Origin of the sequence: Burkholderia sp. BCC1047 (assembly GCF_902833155.1) — a bacterium.
In the GTDB taxonomy this organism is placed as follows: Bacteria; Pseudomonadota; Gammaproteobacteria; order Burkholderiales; family Burkholderiaceae; genus Burkholderia; species Burkholderia sola.
Map to the genome: position 1 here is coordinate 222,052 of NZ_CADFEH010000002.1, position 14,591 is coordinate 236,642.

General features: G+C 67.6%; 13 protein-coding genes. 9 read left to right on the top strand and 4 right to left on the bottom strand.

The features are described 5' to 3' along the window. Positions 1-84: 84 nt before the first annotated feature. Complete coding sequence (locus HWX55_RS02965; protein ID WP_124555231.1) at positions 85-906, bottom strand: IclR family transcriptional regulator; 822 nt, start codon at positions 904-906, stop codon at positions 85-87. Positions 907-1,560: 654 nt separating this feature from the next. Between HWX55_RS02965 and HWX55_RS02970 the strand changes: the two genes are divergently transcribed. Continuing rightward, entirely contained in the window at positions 1,561-2,409 is an 849-nt protein-coding gene (locus HWX55_RS02970) for an ureidoglycolate lyase (protein WP_175973822.1), read from the top strand. Positions 2,410-2,548: 139 nt separating this feature from the next. Here the strand turns inward: HWX55_RS02970 and HWX55_RS02975 are convergent, their stop codons facing one another. Next, complete coding sequence (locus HWX55_RS02975) at positions 2,549-2,932, bottom strand: VOC family protein (RefSeq protein WP_050013351.1); 384 nt, start codon at positions 2,930-2,932, stop codon at positions 2,549-2,551. A 251-nt stretch (positions 2,933-3,183) separates the two neighbouring features. On the opposite strand from HWX55_RS02975, the gene HWX55_RS02980 reads away from it, so the two are divergent. Further along, complete coding sequence (locus HWX55_RS02980; protein ID WP_175973824.1) at positions 3,184-3,843, top strand: ABATE domain-containing protein; 660 nt, start codon at positions 3,184-3,186, stop codon at positions 3,841-3,843. 15 nt (positions 3,844-3,858) lie between these two features. On the opposite strand, the gene prpR is transcribed toward HWX55_RS02980, so the two are convergent. Beyond that, complete coding sequence (prpR, locus tag HWX55_RS02985; protein ID WP_175973826.1) at positions 3,859-5,847, bottom strand: propionate catabolism operon regulatory protein PrpR; 1,989 nt, start codon at positions 5,845-5,847, stop codon at positions 3,859-3,861. 170 nt (positions 5,848-6,017) lie between these two features. Between prpR and prpB the strand changes: the two genes are divergently transcribed. From prpB to HWX55_RS03020, 7 genes are all read left to right on the top strand, one after another. Then, entirely contained in the window at positions 6,018-6,911 is an 894-nt protein-coding gene (gene prpB / locus HWX55_RS02990; protein ID WP_006480320.1) for a methylisocitrate lyase, read from the top strand. Positions 6,912-6,950: 39 nt separating this feature from the next. Further along, positions 6,951-8,123: a 2-methylcitrate synthase gene (prpC, locus tag HWX55_RS02995; RefSeq protein WP_006480321.1), complete on the top strand. Its 1,173-nt coding sequence runs from the start codon at positions 6,951-6,953 to the stop codon at positions 8,121-8,123. A gap of 81 nt (positions 8,124-8,204) precedes the next feature. Beyond that, positions 8,205-10,799 carry a Fe/S-dependent 2-methylisocitrate dehydratase AcnD gene (gene acnD, locus HWX55_RS03000; protein WP_175973827.1) on the top strand — a complete coding sequence of 865 codons (2,595 nt, stop codon included), beginning with the start codon at positions 8,205-8,207 and terminating at the stop codon, positions 10,797-10,799. Positions 10,800-10,823: 24 nt separating this feature from the next. Beyond that, positions 10,824-12,014 (top strand): 2-methylaconitate cis-trans isomerase PrpF, encoded by a 1,191-nt coding sequence (gene prpF, locus HWX55_RS03005; RefSeq protein WP_175973829.1) that lies wholly within the window; start codon positions 10,824-10,826, stop codon positions 12,012-12,014. Between the two features lie 218 nt (positions 12,015-12,232). Next, positions 12,233-13,285, top strand: coding sequence for a CaiB/BaiF CoA-transferase family protein (locus tag HWX55_RS03010; RefSeq protein ID WP_175973831.1), 1,053 nt, complete (start codon positions 12,233-12,235; stop codon positions 13,283-13,285). A gap of 121 nt (positions 13,286-13,406) precedes the next feature. After that, positions 13,407-13,655 carry a type II toxin-antitoxin system prevent-host-death family antitoxin gene (locus HWX55_RS03015; RefSeq protein WP_175973833.1) on the top strand — a complete coding sequence of 83 codons (249 nt, stop codon included), beginning with the start codon at positions 13,407-13,409 and terminating at the stop codon, positions 13,653-13,655. Further along, positions 13,645-13,926, top strand: a complete 282-nt coding sequence (locus HWX55_RS03020) for a type II toxin-antitoxin system RelE/ParE family toxin (protein WP_059495132.1) — start codon at positions 13,645-13,647, stop codon at positions 13,924-13,926. The genes HWX55_RS03015 and HWX55_RS03020 overlap by 11 nt, the downstream gene beginning before the upstream one ends. A gap of 28 nt (positions 13,927-13,954) precedes the next feature. Here the strand turns inward: HWX55_RS03020 and HWX55_RS03025 are convergent, their stop codons facing one another. Beyond that, the gene (locus HWX55_RS03025; RefSeq protein WP_124698878.1) at positions 13,955-14,398 is read right to left on the bottom strand and encodes a PaaI family thioesterase; all 444 of its coding nucleotides are present in this window, start codon (positions 14,396-14,398) and stop codon (positions 13,955-13,957) included. Positions 14,399-14,591 lie beyond the last annotated feature (193 nt).

The following is a 14,591-nucleotide window of genomic DNA, read 5'->3' on the forward strand; positions in this document are numbered from 1 at the left end:
CGCACGGGCATCGCTGGGTGGCACGGGACCGGAGCCGGCGCCGCTGCGCCGCGGCCCGTGCGCGTTGCCGGGAACCCGCGTGTGTCAGCAGGTCTCGGTGCGGCACATCGACAGACGGGCGGCCGTGTCGCGCAGTGCGTCGACGACCACGTCGACGGACGGCGCGAGGTGCGCATCGATCCGGCGCATGTACGGGCACGTCAGCACCGCGATCGCATGGCCGGCCGGCCCGAGGATCGGCACGGTCAGGTCGGTCACGCCGTACGCCTGGCGGCTGTCCTGGCGCAGATAGCCGGACTGCCGGATCGACTGGCACGCATTCGCGAGCTCCTGCTCGTTCAGCGGCGCTTCGCCCTTGACCTTGCGATGCTCGGCCAGCATGTGCGCGCGTTGCTCGGCGCTCTGGAACGCCAGCATCATGCGTCCCGACGCCGTGTCGGCGAGGCCGACGCGCGAGCCGAGCCGGACCGACACGCCCCACGGGCCCGGCCCGTCCACTTGTGCGATCACGAGCAGGTTGCCGCGATCGTAGACGGACAGGTGGCACGACTGCTCGGCGGCATCGGCGAAGCGCTGCATCGGCGGTAGCGCCTCGGCGATCAGCCGGTTCATCGGCGGATGCCGGTGCGCAAGCGCGAACAGCTTGAGGCTGAGCGTGTAGCGATCGCCGCCGGTCGAACGCATCACGTAGCGGCGCGCGACGAGGCGTTCGAGCATCCGGTAGATTTCGCTCGCATTGCGACCGAGTTCCTTCGTGATTTCGGTGCGGGTGAGTCCTTCCTTCTGCTCGGACAGGAGTTCGAGAATGTCGAGGCCCTTGTCGAGCGCGGGTGCGCGATAGCGATCAAGAGCGGCCATCGATTCCCGTGCGTCGCAGCCGGGAAGCGGGTCGTTGGTTGTCTGCATTGTCGATGTGAAGTTGGGGGATTACCGTCGATCGGTGGGCGACGCACGCTGGCCGGTTCTGCTCCGCGTATGACAATGAAAGCCGTCCGTACGAGCTTAGCAATAAACATACAGTGTGCAATGCAGCGTCTTTTTACCGATCATTACCCGACAAGAACGGATGGGCAAACGTTTTCGATGACAGGGGCACCCCGAATAGCCAGTATTCATGCCCGGATGGCAGGCGCGCCTGCGCATGACGGCCGGTCGATCGACGTGGGCGCGGCGCGTGTTGCGAAGCAGCTTCGGCAGTCGCACCAATAGTCGGTATCCGTCGCGTGTCATTTCACGGCGCGCGGCCGGTGGTACAAAGGCTTGCGGGCCAGCGACGGCGCGGCCGCGCGTGCAGCCGGCCGGCATGGGCCGGCACGCGTCGCGGATGCCGGGCCGCCGTCGCCGATGCGCAGACCGGCGGCCGCCCGTTCGATGCGTGCCGTACTGCAGTACGGCGCCACGATCGCTGCGCCCGCGCGACGCTCGCGCGTCGACGGCATGCCGCACGCGGCGCCGACGCGTGCAATTGACGATCGACGATCGACGACCAGTCCGGCGCGTGGCTGCGAAAGGCCGCGTCGGCCGGTATCCTGTCCCACTCGACAACAGAGGTTAAGCACGATGAAACTGCTTCGCTACGGCCCGTCCGGCCAGGAAAAGCCCGGCATCCTCGACGCGGCCGGCCGAATTCGCGACCTGTCCGCGCAGGTGCCGGATCTTGCCGGCGATGTGCTGTCCGACGCGGGTCTCGCGCGGCTGCGCGCGATCGATCCGGCCACGCTGCCGCTCGTGTCGGGCGAGCCGCGCATCGGTGCATGCGTCAGCCAGGTCGGCAAGTTCATCGGCATCGGCCTGAACTATGCCGATCACGCGGCCGAAGCCGGCATGCCGGTGCCGAAGGAGCCGGTCGTGTTCGGCAAGTGGACGAGTTCGGTCTGCGGCCCGAACGACGGCATCGACATCCCGAAGGGTTCGGTCAAGACCGACTGGGAAGTGGAACTGGGTGTCGTGATCGGCGCGAAGTGCAAGGACGTCGACGAAGCGCGCGCGCTCGATTACGTCGCGGGCTACTGCGTCGTCAACGACGTATCCGAGCGGGAATGGCAGATCGAGCGCGGCGGCCAGTGGGACAAGGGCAAGGGCTTCGACACGTTCGGCCCGATCGGCCCGTGGCTCGTCACGCGCGACGAAGTGCCCGATCCGCAGCGTCTCGACCTGTGGCTCGAAGTCGACGGCCATCGTTATCAGAACGGCAACACGCGAACGATGGTGTTCACCGTCGCGCAGCTGATCGCGTATCTGTCGACCTGCATGACGCTGCAGCCGGGCGACGTGATCACGACCGGTACGCCGCCGGGCGTCGGGATGGGGATCAAGCCATCACCGATATACCTGAAGGCCGGCCAAACGGTGCGCCTCGGGATCGAAGGACTCGGCGAGCAGTTGCAGAGCACGCGCCACGCGCAATAAGCGCGTGCGCGGCGCGGACCGGCTGGAGGATGCAGCTACCGGCGCGCAGCGAACGACGACGTAGCCAAAAACCAGGGGCCCGATTCCGCGCGAGGCGGAATCGGGCCCTTGTCGCTCGTGCGCGTCCGGACGAAGCGGATCACACGACGTTGTCGAGTTCGCAGTGCGCTTCGAGCCGATAGCCGTCGGGGTCGACGACGAACGCCGCGTAATAGCCGGGGCCGTAGTGCTCACGCTTGCCGGGCCCGCCGTTGTCCTTGCCGCCGTGCTCGAGCGCGGCGCGGTAGAACGCGTCGACCTCGACCGGCGACGCGGCCTTGAACGACAGGTGCAGCCCCGAATCGGGATCGGCGACGACAGGCCGGGCCGCGTGCTGCAACCACAGCTCGGGCTCGGTCGTGCCGTAGCCGAGTGCGCCGTCGTCGCTATACAGGCGCTTGTAGCCGAGTGCGCCGAGCGCGCTGTCGTAGAAGGTGCGGCTGCGGTCGATGTGGGCAACGCCGAACGAAAGGTGGTCGATCATCTGTGGCTCCTTGAACTGAGGGGGACGTCAGTGCGGCAAACCTGCTTACAGGCACCATGCCAGCCGCTTGTAGCGCAGCGCGCCGAGCGTGCTGTCGTCGTACCTGCGGCCAGTGGAGGTGTGGATAACGCTGAACGAAAAGCGATCGATCATCTGTGTCTCCTTGGATTGAACGGGCATCGGTGCGGTCAACCAGTTTTTAACCACCATGCCGGTTATGTTAGAAATCGCTCGGACGCTTGTCAACCGGCATGGTGGTTAGATACGATCGCGTCATGAGCAAAACGCAACCTTCCGTCACAACGGACTGCCTGATCCCGGCGCCGCCCGAAACGTTGAGCCTCGATTTCGCGAACACGCTGTATTGGCGCGGCAGCGACCCGCCGACGGAAACCTTCGGCACGATGGACGACCTGTTCGCGTGGTGCCGCGAGCAGGCGGGCGTACCGGCCAAGCTGACCGACGCATGTCGCGTGCCCGACAACGAGAAAGGGAAAGAGAACGGCGACGAGCCGACGATGCTGGCGCGCGCACTCGCGTTGCGCGAGGCGCTATACCGGCTCTTTCACGCGCAGGCGGAGCAGCGCGAGCCGCAGGCCGAGGATCTCGCGCTGCTCGGCGGCTTCCTGGTGGAAGCATCGCCGCGCGTTGCGCTGGCGCGCGTCGACGGCCGCTATGCGTGGCGGATCGACGCGTCGGGCGCGACGCTCGCGCGGCTATTGAGCCCGGTGCTGTGGTCGGCGATCGACCTGCTCGGCGGCGCGCGGTTCGCGAAGGTCAAGCGCTGTGCGAACGACGCATGCCAGTGGCTGTTCATCGACGACAGCAAGAACGGCAGCCGACGCTGGTGCTCGATGTCGTCGTGCGGCAATCGCGCGAAGGCGTATCGCCACTATCACAAGGCCGAATGACGGCGCGGACGGAACCTATTTCGCCGACAACTTCCGCCACAGCGTCGTCTTGCTGATGCCGAGCATCGCGCACGCGCGATCGCGGTCGCCGCCGCACGCGTCGAGCACCGCGCGGATCTCGTCGGCTTCCGCGCGACGGCGCCGCGCGTGGAGCGTCCGTGCATCGTCGTCGCCGTCGCCGGCCGCATCGGGCGGCGCGGCGAACAGCTCGGGCGCGATCACTTGCAGCGCGCCGGGGGCGAGCGCCGCGCACGCGGCGGCCGGATCATTTTCGTCGACTTCCTCGGCCAGCTCCACCGCGATCCGCTCGACCACGTTCTGCAGTTCGCGCACGTTGCCGGGCCAGCGGTAGCGCGCGAGCGTCGCTTGCGTCGCGGCGAGCACGCGCAGCGCGTCGTCGGCGTCGCGCACGCGGTCGGCGAGACGCGGCTCGCGCCGCGCGGCCTGCACGAGCAGCGTCGCCGCGAGCGCGGGGATGTCGGCCGCGCGCTCGCGCAGCGGCGGCAGGCCGATGTTCAGGATGTTGAGCCGGTAATAGAGATCCGCGCGGAACGTACCGGCCTCGACGGCCGCGAGCAGCGGTCGGTGCGTCGCGGCGATCACGCGCACGTCGATGCGGATCGGCTCGGTCGAGCCGAGGCGGATCACCTCGCGCTCCTGCAGCACGCGCAGCAGCCGGCTCTGCAGCGACGGCGGCATCTCGCCGATCTCGTCGAGAAACAGCGTGCCGCGGTGCGCGGCCTCGAACAGGCCAGTCTTGCCGCCGCGCCGCGCGCCGGTGAACGCGCCTTCCTCATAGCCGAACAGTTCGCTCTCGAGCAGCGCTTCCGGAAACGCGCCGCAGTTGACCGCGACGAACGGATAGCTGCGCCGCGCGGACAGCGCATGCAGGCTCTGCGCGATCATTTCCTTGCCGGTGCCGCTTTCGCCGAGCACGAGCACGGTCGCGTCGGATTTCGCATAGCGGCGCACGAGCTCGCGCACGCGCGTCATCGGCGCCGACGCGCCGACCACGTCGTCGAGCGCGTAGCGGGCGGCGAACTGCTGCGTGGTCGGCTGCGAACGCAGCGCGCGATCGAGCCGTTCGACCGCGCGCGATTCCTGGAACGTCAGCACGCTGCCCGACGTGACGCCGCGATCGACCAGCGGCCCGCGATGCACGACGTAGCGCACGCCGCGCACGGTCGCGAGCGCGTCGCCGTCCTCGCCGCGCAGCGTGCGCAACTCGGGCCGCAGGTCGACGAGCGCGCGGCCGACGGCCGCCGCGGGTTCGACCCCGAGCGCCGATGCGAGCCGTTCGTTGATCGCCTCGACGCGGCCGTGCGCGTCGAGCGCGACCACGCCGTCGCGCAGGTGCTGCAGCAGCGTGTCGAGCCGCTGGCGGCGGAACGCCTCGGCGTGCGTCGCATACGCGACTTCGAGCGCCGTTTCGACGGCCTTGCGCACCGACGCATGCGAATACAGGAATACCGCGCCCATGCCGACGCTGGCCGCGAGATCGGTGACGAGGCCCGGGCCGACGATCGTCTCGATGCCGCGATCGCGCAGGTCGTGCACGCAGGCTTCCGCTTCCTGGGCGGACTGATATGACGCAAACTGCACGTCGAGGCCGTATGCGGCGACGAAGCGGCGCACTTCGGGCGGCGTCTCGCCGGCGCTGACGAGCGCGATCCGCGTCGCATCGCGCCGCGCGCGCGCGAGCGCCTGCATCACGTCGAAGCCGGTCAGCGACACGACCACCACCGGCACCTGCGCCCGCGTTTTCAGGAAGCCGCCGTTCGAGCCGGCCGCGACGATCACGTCGGGCCGCGCGGTGCCGGCCTCCGCGATTGCGCTGAGCGCATCTTCATAGGCGCGCGTGACGATGCGCACGTCCGCGCGTTCGTCGAATTCGCCGGCGATCTCGCGAAACAGCTCGCGCAGCCGGCTGATGCCCATCGCCCAGATGCGCGGGCGCACCGTGCGGTCGGCGGGGCCGACGGGCTTGGTCGAGGAGAGGTCCATGACGGCCGATTATGCGCGCGCGATTTCATTTTTGAAACATGAAATCGCTAAATTGAAATCGCCGGGCGATACCGCACCCACGGCGGTCGCTTAAGAATCAGTGGGTTAGCGACGTTCCGCAAGCTGGCCCGGTCCTTGCTGTTATCGGGCATTCCATCAGGAGGCCGTTCATGAGCAATACGCATCTTCAGAGCGCCGGCGCGAAGTTCCGCGCGGCAGTCGCGGCCGAGCAGCCGCTGCAGGTGGTCGGCGCGATCACCGCGTACGCGGCCAAGATGGCGCAGGCCGTCGGCTTCAAGGCCGTGTACCTGTCGGGTGGCGGCGTCGCCGCGAACTCGCTCGGCATTCCCGACCTCGGCATCAGCACGATGGAAGACGTGCTGATCGACGCGACCCGGATCACCAACGCGACCGACCTGCCGCTGCTGGTCGACATCGACACGGGCTGGGGCGGCGCGTTCAACATCGCGCGCACGGTCCGCTCGTTCATCAACGCCGGCGTCGCGGCCGTGCACCTCGAGGACCAGGTCGGCCAGAAGCGCTGCGGCCACCGTCCGGGCAAGGAGGTCGTGCCGATCGACGAAATGGTCGATCGCGTGAAGGCCGCGGTCGACGCGCGCACCGACGACCAGTTCGTGATCATGGCGCGCACCGACGCGGCCGCCGCGGAAGGGATCGATTCGGCGATCGAGCGCGCGGTCGCGTACGTCGAAGCCGGCGCGGACATGATCTTCCCGGAAGCGATGAAGACGCTCGACGACTACCGCCGCTTCAAGGCCGCCGTGAAGGTGCCGATCCTCGCGAACCTGACCGAGTTCGGCTCGACGCCGCTCTTCACCGTCGACGAACTGCGCGAGGCGAACGTCGACATCGCGCTGTACTGCTGCGGCGCATATCGCGCGATGAACAAGGCTGCGCTGAATTTCTACGAGACGCTGCGCCGCGACGGCACGCAGAAGGCGGCCGTGCCGACGATGCAGACGCGCGCCGAGCTGTACGACTTCCTCGGCTATCACGAATACGAGCGCAAGCTCGACGAACTGTTCGCGCAGGGCAAGAAGTAACGCGGCCCGCACCCCCGATACCCATTGGAGAAGGAAAACATGAGCGAGACGAAAGACGCAGCAGCACCGGCCGCCGCAGGCGCATTCAAGCCGAAGAAGTCGGTGGCGCTGTCGGGCGTGACGGCCGGCAACACCGCGCTGTGCACGGTCGGCAAGACCGGCAACGACCTCCACTATCGCGGCTACGACATTCTCGACGTCGCCGAATCGTGCGAATTCGAGGAAATCGCGCACCTGCTCGTGCACGGCACGCTGCCGAACCTGACCGAACTGGCCGCGTACAAGACCAAGCTGCGCGCGCTGCGCGGCTTGCCGAGCGCACTGAAGGCCGCGCTCGAACAGATCCCGGCGTCGGCTCACCCGATGGACGTGATGCGTACCGGCGTGTCGGTGCTCGGCACCGTGCTGCCGGAGAAGGACGACCACAACCTGCCGGGCGCGCGCGACATCGCCGACCGCCTGATGGCGTCGCTCGGCTCGATGCTGCTGTACTGGTATCACTTCTCGCACAACGGCAAGCGCATCGAGACGGAAACCGACGACGACTCGATCGGCGGCCACTTCCTGCACCTGTTGCACGGCAAGACGCCGTCGAAGTCGTGGGTCGAGGCGATGCACACGTCGCTGATCCTGTACGCGGAGCACGAATTCAACGCGTCGACGTTCACCGGTCGCGTGATCGCGGGCACGGGCTCGGACATCTACTCGGCGATCACCGGCGCAATCGGCGCGCTGCGCGGGCCGAAGCACGGCGGCGCGAACGAAGTCGCGTACGAGATCCAGAGCCGCTACAGCTCGCCGGACGACGCCGAAGCCGACATCCGCCGCCGCGTCGAGAACAAGGAAGTCGTGATCGGCTTCGGCCATCCGGTCTACACGATCTCCGATCCGCGCAACAAGGTGATCAAGGGCGTCGCGCACAAGCTGTCGAAGGAAGCGGGCGACACCAAGCTGTACAGCATTGCCGAGCGCCTGGAATCGGTGATGTGGGACGCGAAGAAGATGTTCCCGAACCTCGACTGGTTCAGCGCGGTGTCGTATCACATGATGGGCGTACCGACCGCGATGTTCACGCCGCTGTTCGTGATCTCGCGCACGTCGGGCTGGAGCGCGCACATCATCGAGCAGCGCATCGACAACAAGATCATCCGCCCGAGCGCGAACTACACCGGTCCGGAAGACCTGCAGTTCGTGCCGATCGAGAAGCGCTGATCGTCCGCCGCATGCGCCGGCGCCCGTGATGCGGGCGGCCGGCGCACGCGGCACGTCTTACCCCGAATTCCGCCCCACATCATGAATACCGCCAACCGCAAACCCCTGCCCGGCACGTCACTGGACTATTTCGACGCGCGTGCCGCGGTCGACGCGATCGCACCCGGCGCGTACGACACGCTGCCGTACACGTCGCGCGTGCTCGCCGAAAACCTCGTGCGCCGCTGCGATCCGGCGATCCTCGCCGATTCGCTGAAGCAGATCATCGAGCGCAAGCGCGAACGCGATTTCCCGTGGTTCCCGGCGCGCGTGGTGTGCCATGACATCCTGGGCCAGACGGCGCTCGTCGATCTCGCGGGCCTGCGCGACGCGATCGCGGACGGCGGCGGCGACCCGGCGAAGGTGAACCCGGTCGTGCCCGTCCAGCTGATCGTCGACCACTCGCTCGCCGTCGAATGCGGCGGCTTCGTCCCGGACGCATTCGCGAAGAACCGCGCGATCGAGGATCGCCGCAACGAGGATCGCTTCCACTTCATCGAGTGGACGAAGAAGGCGTTCGAGAACGTCGACGTGATCCCGCCGGGCAACGGCATCATGCACCAGATCAACCTCGAGAAGATGTCGCCGGTGATCCAGGTGCAGGATGGCGTAGCGTTCCCGGACACCTGCGTCGGCACCGACAGCCACACGCCGCACGTCGATGCGCTCGGCGTGATCGCGATCGGCGTCGGCGGGCTCGAAGCCGAGAACGTGATGCTCGGCCGCGCGTCGTGGATGCGCCTGCCCGACATCGTCGGCGTCGAGCTGACCGGCAAGCGCCAGCCCGGCATCACCGCGACCGACGTCGTGCTCGCGCTGACCGAGTTCCTGCGCAAGGAGAAGGTGGTCGGCGCGTATCTGGAGTTCCGCGGCGAAGGCGCGGCGAGCCTCACGCTCGGCGACCGCGCGACGATCTCGAACATGGCGCCCGAATACGGCGCGACGGCCGCGATGTTCTTCATCGACGGCCAGACGACCGACTATCTGCGCCTCACCGGCCGCAGCGACGAGCAGGTGAAGCTCGTCGAAACCTACGCGAAGGCGGCCGGACTGTGGGCCGATACGCTCGCGCAGGCGCAATACGAGCGCACGCTGACGTTCGACCTGTCGAGCGTCGTGCGCAACATGGCCGGCCCGTCGAATCCGCACAAGCGGCTACCGACGTCCGATCTCGCCGCACGCGGGATCGCCGGTCAGTGGGAAGAGAAGCCGGGCGAGATGCCCGACGGTGCGGTGATCATCGCGGCGATCACGAGCTGCACGAACACCAGCAACCCGCGCAACGTGATCGCCGCAGCCTTGCTCGCGCGCAATGCGAACGCGAAGGGCCTGACGCGCAAGCCGTGGGTGAAGAGCTCGCTCGCGCCCGGCTCGAAGGCGGTCGAGCTGTATCTGGAAGAAGCGAACCTGCTGCCCGAACTCGAGAAGCTCGGCTTCGGCATCGTCGCGTTCGCGTGCACGACCTGCAACGGGATGTCGGGCGCGCTCGATCCGAAGATCCAGCAGGAGATCGTCGAGCGCGACCTGTACGCGACCGCCGTGCTGTCCGGCAACCGCAACTTCGACGGCCGCATCCATCCGTATGCGAAGCAGGCGTTCCTCGCGTCGCCGCCGCTCGTCGTCGCATATGCGATCGCCGGCACGATCCGCTTCGACATCGAGAAGGACGTGCTCGGCCACGATCAGGACGGCAATCCCGTCACGCTGAAGGACATCTGGCCGACCGACGAAGAGATCGATGCGATCGTCGCGTCGAGCGTGAAGCCGGAGCAGTTCCGCAAGGTCTACGAGCCGATGTTCGCGCGCAGCGCTGATGCGGGCGAACGCGCGGCGCCGCTGTACGACTGGCGCGCGCAGAGCACGTACATCCGCCGCCCGCCGTACTGGGAAGGCGCGCTGGCCGGCGAACGTACGCTGAAGGGCATGCGACCGCTCGCGGTGCTCGGCGACAACATCACGACCGACCACCTGTCGCCGTCGAACGCGATCCTGCTGGATAGCGCAGCCGGCGAGTACCTCGCGAAGATGGGCCTGCCGGAAGAAGACTTCAACTCGTACGCGACGCACCGGGGAGACCACCTGACCGCGCAGCGCGCGACCTTCGCGAACCCGACGCTCGTCAACGAGATGGCGGTCGTCGATGGCGCGGTGAAGAAGGGTTCGCTCGCGCGCGTCGAGCCGGAAGGCAAGGTCATGCGGATGTGGGAAGCGATCGAGACGTACATGAATCGCAAGCAGCCGCTGATCGTCGTGGCCGGCGCCGACTACGGCCAGGGCTCGTCGCGCGACTGGGCCGCGAAGGGCGTGCGGCTCGCGGGCGTCGAGGCGATCGCCGCCGAAGGCTTCGAGCGGATTCACCGCACGAACCTGATCGGCATGGGCGTGCTGCCGCTCGAGTTCAAGCCGGGCACTAACCGGACGACGCTCGGCATCGACGGCACGGAAACTTTCGACGTGATCGGCGAGCGTACGCCGCGCGCCGATCTCACGCTCGTGATTCACCGCAAGAACGGCGAACGCGTGGAAGTGCCGATGACGTGCCGGCTCGATACGGCCGAGGAAGTGTCGATCTACGAAGCGGGTGGCGTGCTGCAGCGTTTCGCGCAGGACTTCCTCGAATCGTCGCAGGCCGCCTGACCGGCGCACATTGGGAACACAGACATGGCTCACATTCCTCAAATCAGGATTCCCGCCACGTACATGCGCGGCGGCACCAGCAAGGGCGTGTTCTTCCGGCTGCAGGACCTGCCGGATGCCGCGCAGACGCCGGGCGCCGCGCGCGACGCGCTGCTGCTGCGCGTGATCGGCAGCCCCGATCCGTACGGCAAGCAGATCGACGGGATGGGCGGCGCGACGTCGTCCACCAGCAAGACGGTGATCGTGTCGAAGAGCACGCGGCCCGGTCATGACGTCGACTACCTGTTCGGCCAGGTCGCGATCGACAAGGCGTTCGTCGACTGGACCGGCAACTGCGGCAACCTGTCGGCGGCAGTCGGCCCGTTCGCGATCGGCGGCGGGCTCGTCGATCCGGCGCGCGTGCCGAGGGACGGCGTCGCGACCGTGCGGATCTGGCAGGCGAACATCGGCAAGACGATCGTCGCGCACGTGCCGATCGTGAACGGCGCGGTGCAGGAGACGGGCGACTTCGAGCTGGACGGCGTCACGTTCCCGGCCGCCGAAGTGCAGCTCGAATTCATGGACCCGGCCGCCGAGGAAGAAGGCGCGGGCGGCTCGATGTTCCCGACCGGCAACCTCGTCGACGATCTGGCCGTGCCGGGCATCGGCACGCTGAAGGCGACGATGATCAACGCGGGGATCCCGACCATCTTCGTCGACGCGGAAGCGATCGGCTATACGGGCACCGAGCTGCAGGACGCGATCAACGGCGACCCGAAGGCGCTCGAGAAGTTCGAGACGATTCGCGCGCACGGCGCGTTGCGCATGGGCCTGATCGATACGCTCGACGAAATCGCGACGCGGCAGCACACGCCAAAGATCGCGTTCGTCGCGAAGCCGGCCGACTACGTCGCGTCGAGCGGCAAGCGCGTGAACGCGGGCGACGTCGACCTGCTGGTGCGCGCGATGTCGATGGGCAAGCTGCACCACGCGATGATGGGCACGGCGGCGGTCGCGATCGGCACGGCCGCGGCGATCCCCGGCACGCTCGTCAATCTCGCGGCGGGCGGCGGCGAACGCAATGCGGTGCGCTTCGGGCATCCGTCGGGCACGCTGCGCGTCGGCGCGCAAGCGCGGCGCGAGAACGGCGAATGGACCGTCACGAAGGCGATCATGAGCCGCAGCGCGCGCGTGCTGATGGAAGGGTGGGTGCGGGTGCCGGGGGATGCGTTCTGACGCATGGCGGTGAGCGCGTGCCAACCGGCGCCGCCGACTCTTGAGCGATCCCTGCGCGGCGGAACTGCCGCGCAGGGATTTTTCGTTTGGCGTACGCGTGACGGAGTCAATCCGGTACGCAAGGCGCCGGGCCGGCGTGCGTCACGAAGCGCGGACGGCAGCCGACCGCGAAGCATGGGATTAGCTCAAGCGCTAACGCTGATCGACAGGAGAATCGCATGTCACTCGATGCGCCGCTTTCCGGCATCCACATCGTCGAATTCGAAGGTCTCGGCCCCGGTCCGCTCGCGGGCTGGATGCTTGCCGGCATGGGCGCGCGCATCACGCTGGTCGCGCGCCCGTCCGGCCGCACCAGTGCGCCGGACGCGCTGCGGGCCCGCGACGGCGACCTGCTGCGCGAAGGCAAGACGATCGTCGAACTCGACCTGAAGGCACCGGCCGGGCGTGACGCCGCGCTCGACCTGATCGCGCAGGCCGATGCGCTGATCGAGGGCTTGCGGCCCGGCGTGATGGAGCGGCTCGGACTCGGGCCCGACGCTTGCGCGCGCCGCAATCCTAAGCTGGTGTACGGCCGCATGACGGGCTGGGGCCAGCACGGCCCGCTCGCGGCCGCGGCCGGGCACGATCTGAACTACGTCGCGCTGACCGGGCTGCTGTCGCTGTCCGCGCCGCGCGACGGCCGGCCGGGCGTGCCGCCGACGGTGGTCGGCGATGCGGGCGGCGCGCTCGGGCTCGCGTTCGGGATCGTCTGCGCATTGCTCGACGTGCGCGGCGGCGGGCCGGGGCGCGTGGTCGACGGCGCGATCGTCGACATCGTGTCGATGCTTGGTTCGCTCGCGCTGTGGGCACGCGCGAACGGGCAGCTCGACGGCGCGCAGCCGAGCCTGTTCCACGACGCGCCGTTCTACGACGTGTATCGCTGCGCGGACGGCGAATGCGTGACGATCGGCGCGCTCGAGCCGCCGTTCTATGCGCTGCTGGTCGAACGGCTCGGGCTGACCGACGTCGATCCCGCGTCGCAGTACGACCGGGCGCGCTGGCCCGCGCTGAAGGCGCGTTTCGCTGAGGTGTTCGCGCAACAGCCGTCCGCGCACTGGCGCGCGCTGCTCGAAGGCACCGACGCGTGTTTCGCGCCGGTGCTGAGCGTGGCCGACGCGGCCGCGCATCCGCACAATGCGGCGCGCGGCATCTATCGGACGGATGAGCACGGGAACGTGCGGGCGCGGGTGGCGCCGCGGTTTTTGCCGTTGGCGGGGGATGACGCCGATTAGGGCTGACTTTCGGGAGGTGGCTTCCATTCGTCGACGGCCGAATGCATCAGAACACCAATTTCGGTGCTAAATTTGATGTTAAATAGAGTACAATCGATGCTCGATTGACGAAGGAGCAGACATGCCCCACACCATTCTGGCGAGCGTGACGGCGAGCGTCTCGGAGCTGAAGCGTAATCCGATGGGAACCGTCGCTGCAGGCGAGGGTTTCCCAGTCGCGATCCTGAATCACAACGAACCCGCGTTCTACTGCATTCCCGCGAAGACATGGGAGGCGATGGTCGAACGTTTGGAAGACATCGAAGACAATGCGTTGGCCGATTCGCGCGCCAGAGAAAAGGTCGTTAAGGTCGAGCTGAATGACCTTTGAGCTCGCCTTTCTCGAGCCCGCATTGAAGGAGTGGAAGAAGCTCGATCGCACCGTGCGCGATCAATTCAAGGCCAAGCTCGCCGAGCGGCTCGAGCATCCTCGCATCCCGTCAGCCAAGTTGCACGGCCACCCGGATCGCTACAAGATCAAGTTGCGTGGTGTCGGCTATCGCCTCGTGTACGAAGTGCGCGACGCGGAAGTCATCGTGCTGGTGGTCGCGGTCGGTCGTCGCGAGCGTGATGCGGTTTATCTGGCTGCGATGAAACGCTAGCGCGGCATCGATGCTCGGCCTTGGCCACTCACGCCGTTTCCACCGGTGCATCCGGCATCTTGCCGTCGCCGACGCGGTTGATCGTGCCTTGCGCGATCGCGACGAGCCGCTCGTGATCGCCGTCGATGACGAACACGTGGCACTGGCAGGTCGCCTGGTGCCGGCCCGCGTAGACGAGCTTCGCGCGGGCGACGAGCGTGCCGTTCACGGCCGGCCGCAGGTAGTTGATCTTGTATTCGGCTGTGATCACGCGCGGGCCGAGCACGAGCGCGCCGGCGAACGTCAGCGCGTTGTCCGCGAGATAGCTGATGACGCCGCCGTGCACGAAACCGTGCTGCTGCCGCAATTCCTCGCGCACCGGCAGACACAGCGACACTTCGTTGTCGCCGATATGCATCAGCTGCGTGCCCAGCAGCATGCTGAACGGCTGCGCGCGCAATGCGCCGCGCGCGTGGTCCGTGATGTCGGTCATCGAAGTTCCTTCGAAATGAGTGCCCGCTTGCGCTGAACTCTAGGAAGGGGGCTCCGGATAAGCAAGGAAATTCGTCCGCGTTTCGTGCAAATCCCGGCGCGATGCGACGCGATTATTGCGCCGAATACGCAAGATCTCCGCGTTTGCGGGCGATTCGACGCGAATGCGCGCGCGAAGCGCGCGATCGACCTGC

Coding starts and splice junctions, on each gene's coding strand:
- acnD (WP_175973827.1), top strand. CDS start 8,205: ATGAATACCGCCAACCGCAAACCCCTGCCCGGCACGTCACTGGACTAT.
- HWX55_RS03010 (WP_175973831.1), top strand. CDS start 12,233: ATGTCACTCGATGCGCCGCTTTCCGGCATCCACATCGTCGAATTCGAA.
- HWX55_RS02980 (WP_175973824.1), top strand. CDS start 3,184: ATGGTGGTTAGATACGATCGCGTCATGAGCAAAACGCAACCTTCCGTC.
- HWX55_RS02975 (WP_050013351.1), bottom strand. CDS start 2,932: ATGATCGACCACCTTTCGTTCGGCGTTGCCCACATCGACCGCAGCCGC.
- HWX55_RS03025 (WP_124698878.1), bottom strand. CDS start 14,398: ATGACCGACATCACGGACCACGCGCGCGGCGCATTGCGCGCGCAGCCG.
- prpB (WP_006480320.1), top strand. CDS start 6,018: ATGAGCAATACGCATCTTCAGAGCGCCGGCGCGAAGTTCCGCGCGGCA.
- prpC (WP_006480321.1), top strand. CDS start 6,951: ATGAGCGAGACGAAAGACGCAGCAGCACCGGCCGCCGCAGGCGCATTC.
- HWX55_RS03015 (WP_175973833.1), top strand. CDS start 13,407: ATGCCCCACACCATTCTGGCGAGCGTGACGGCGAGCGTCTCGGAGCTG.
- HWX55_RS02970 (WP_175973822.1), top strand. CDS start 1,561: ATGAAACTGCTTCGCTACGGCCCGTCCGGCCAGGAAAAGCCCGGCATC.
- prpR (WP_175973826.1), bottom strand. CDS start 5,847: ATGGACCTCTCCTCGACCAAGCCCGTCGGCCCCGCCGACCGCACGGTG.
- HWX55_RS03020 (WP_059495132.1), top strand. CDS start 13,645: ATGACCTTTGAGCTCGCCTTTCTCGAGCCCGCATTGAAGGAGTGGAAG.
- HWX55_RS02965 (WP_124555231.1), bottom strand. CDS start 906: ATGCAGACAACCAACGACCCGCTTCCCGGCTGCGACGCACGGGAATCG.
- prpF (WP_175973829.1), top strand. CDS start 10,824: ATGGCTCACATTCCTCAAATCAGGATTCCCGCCACGTACATGCGCGGC.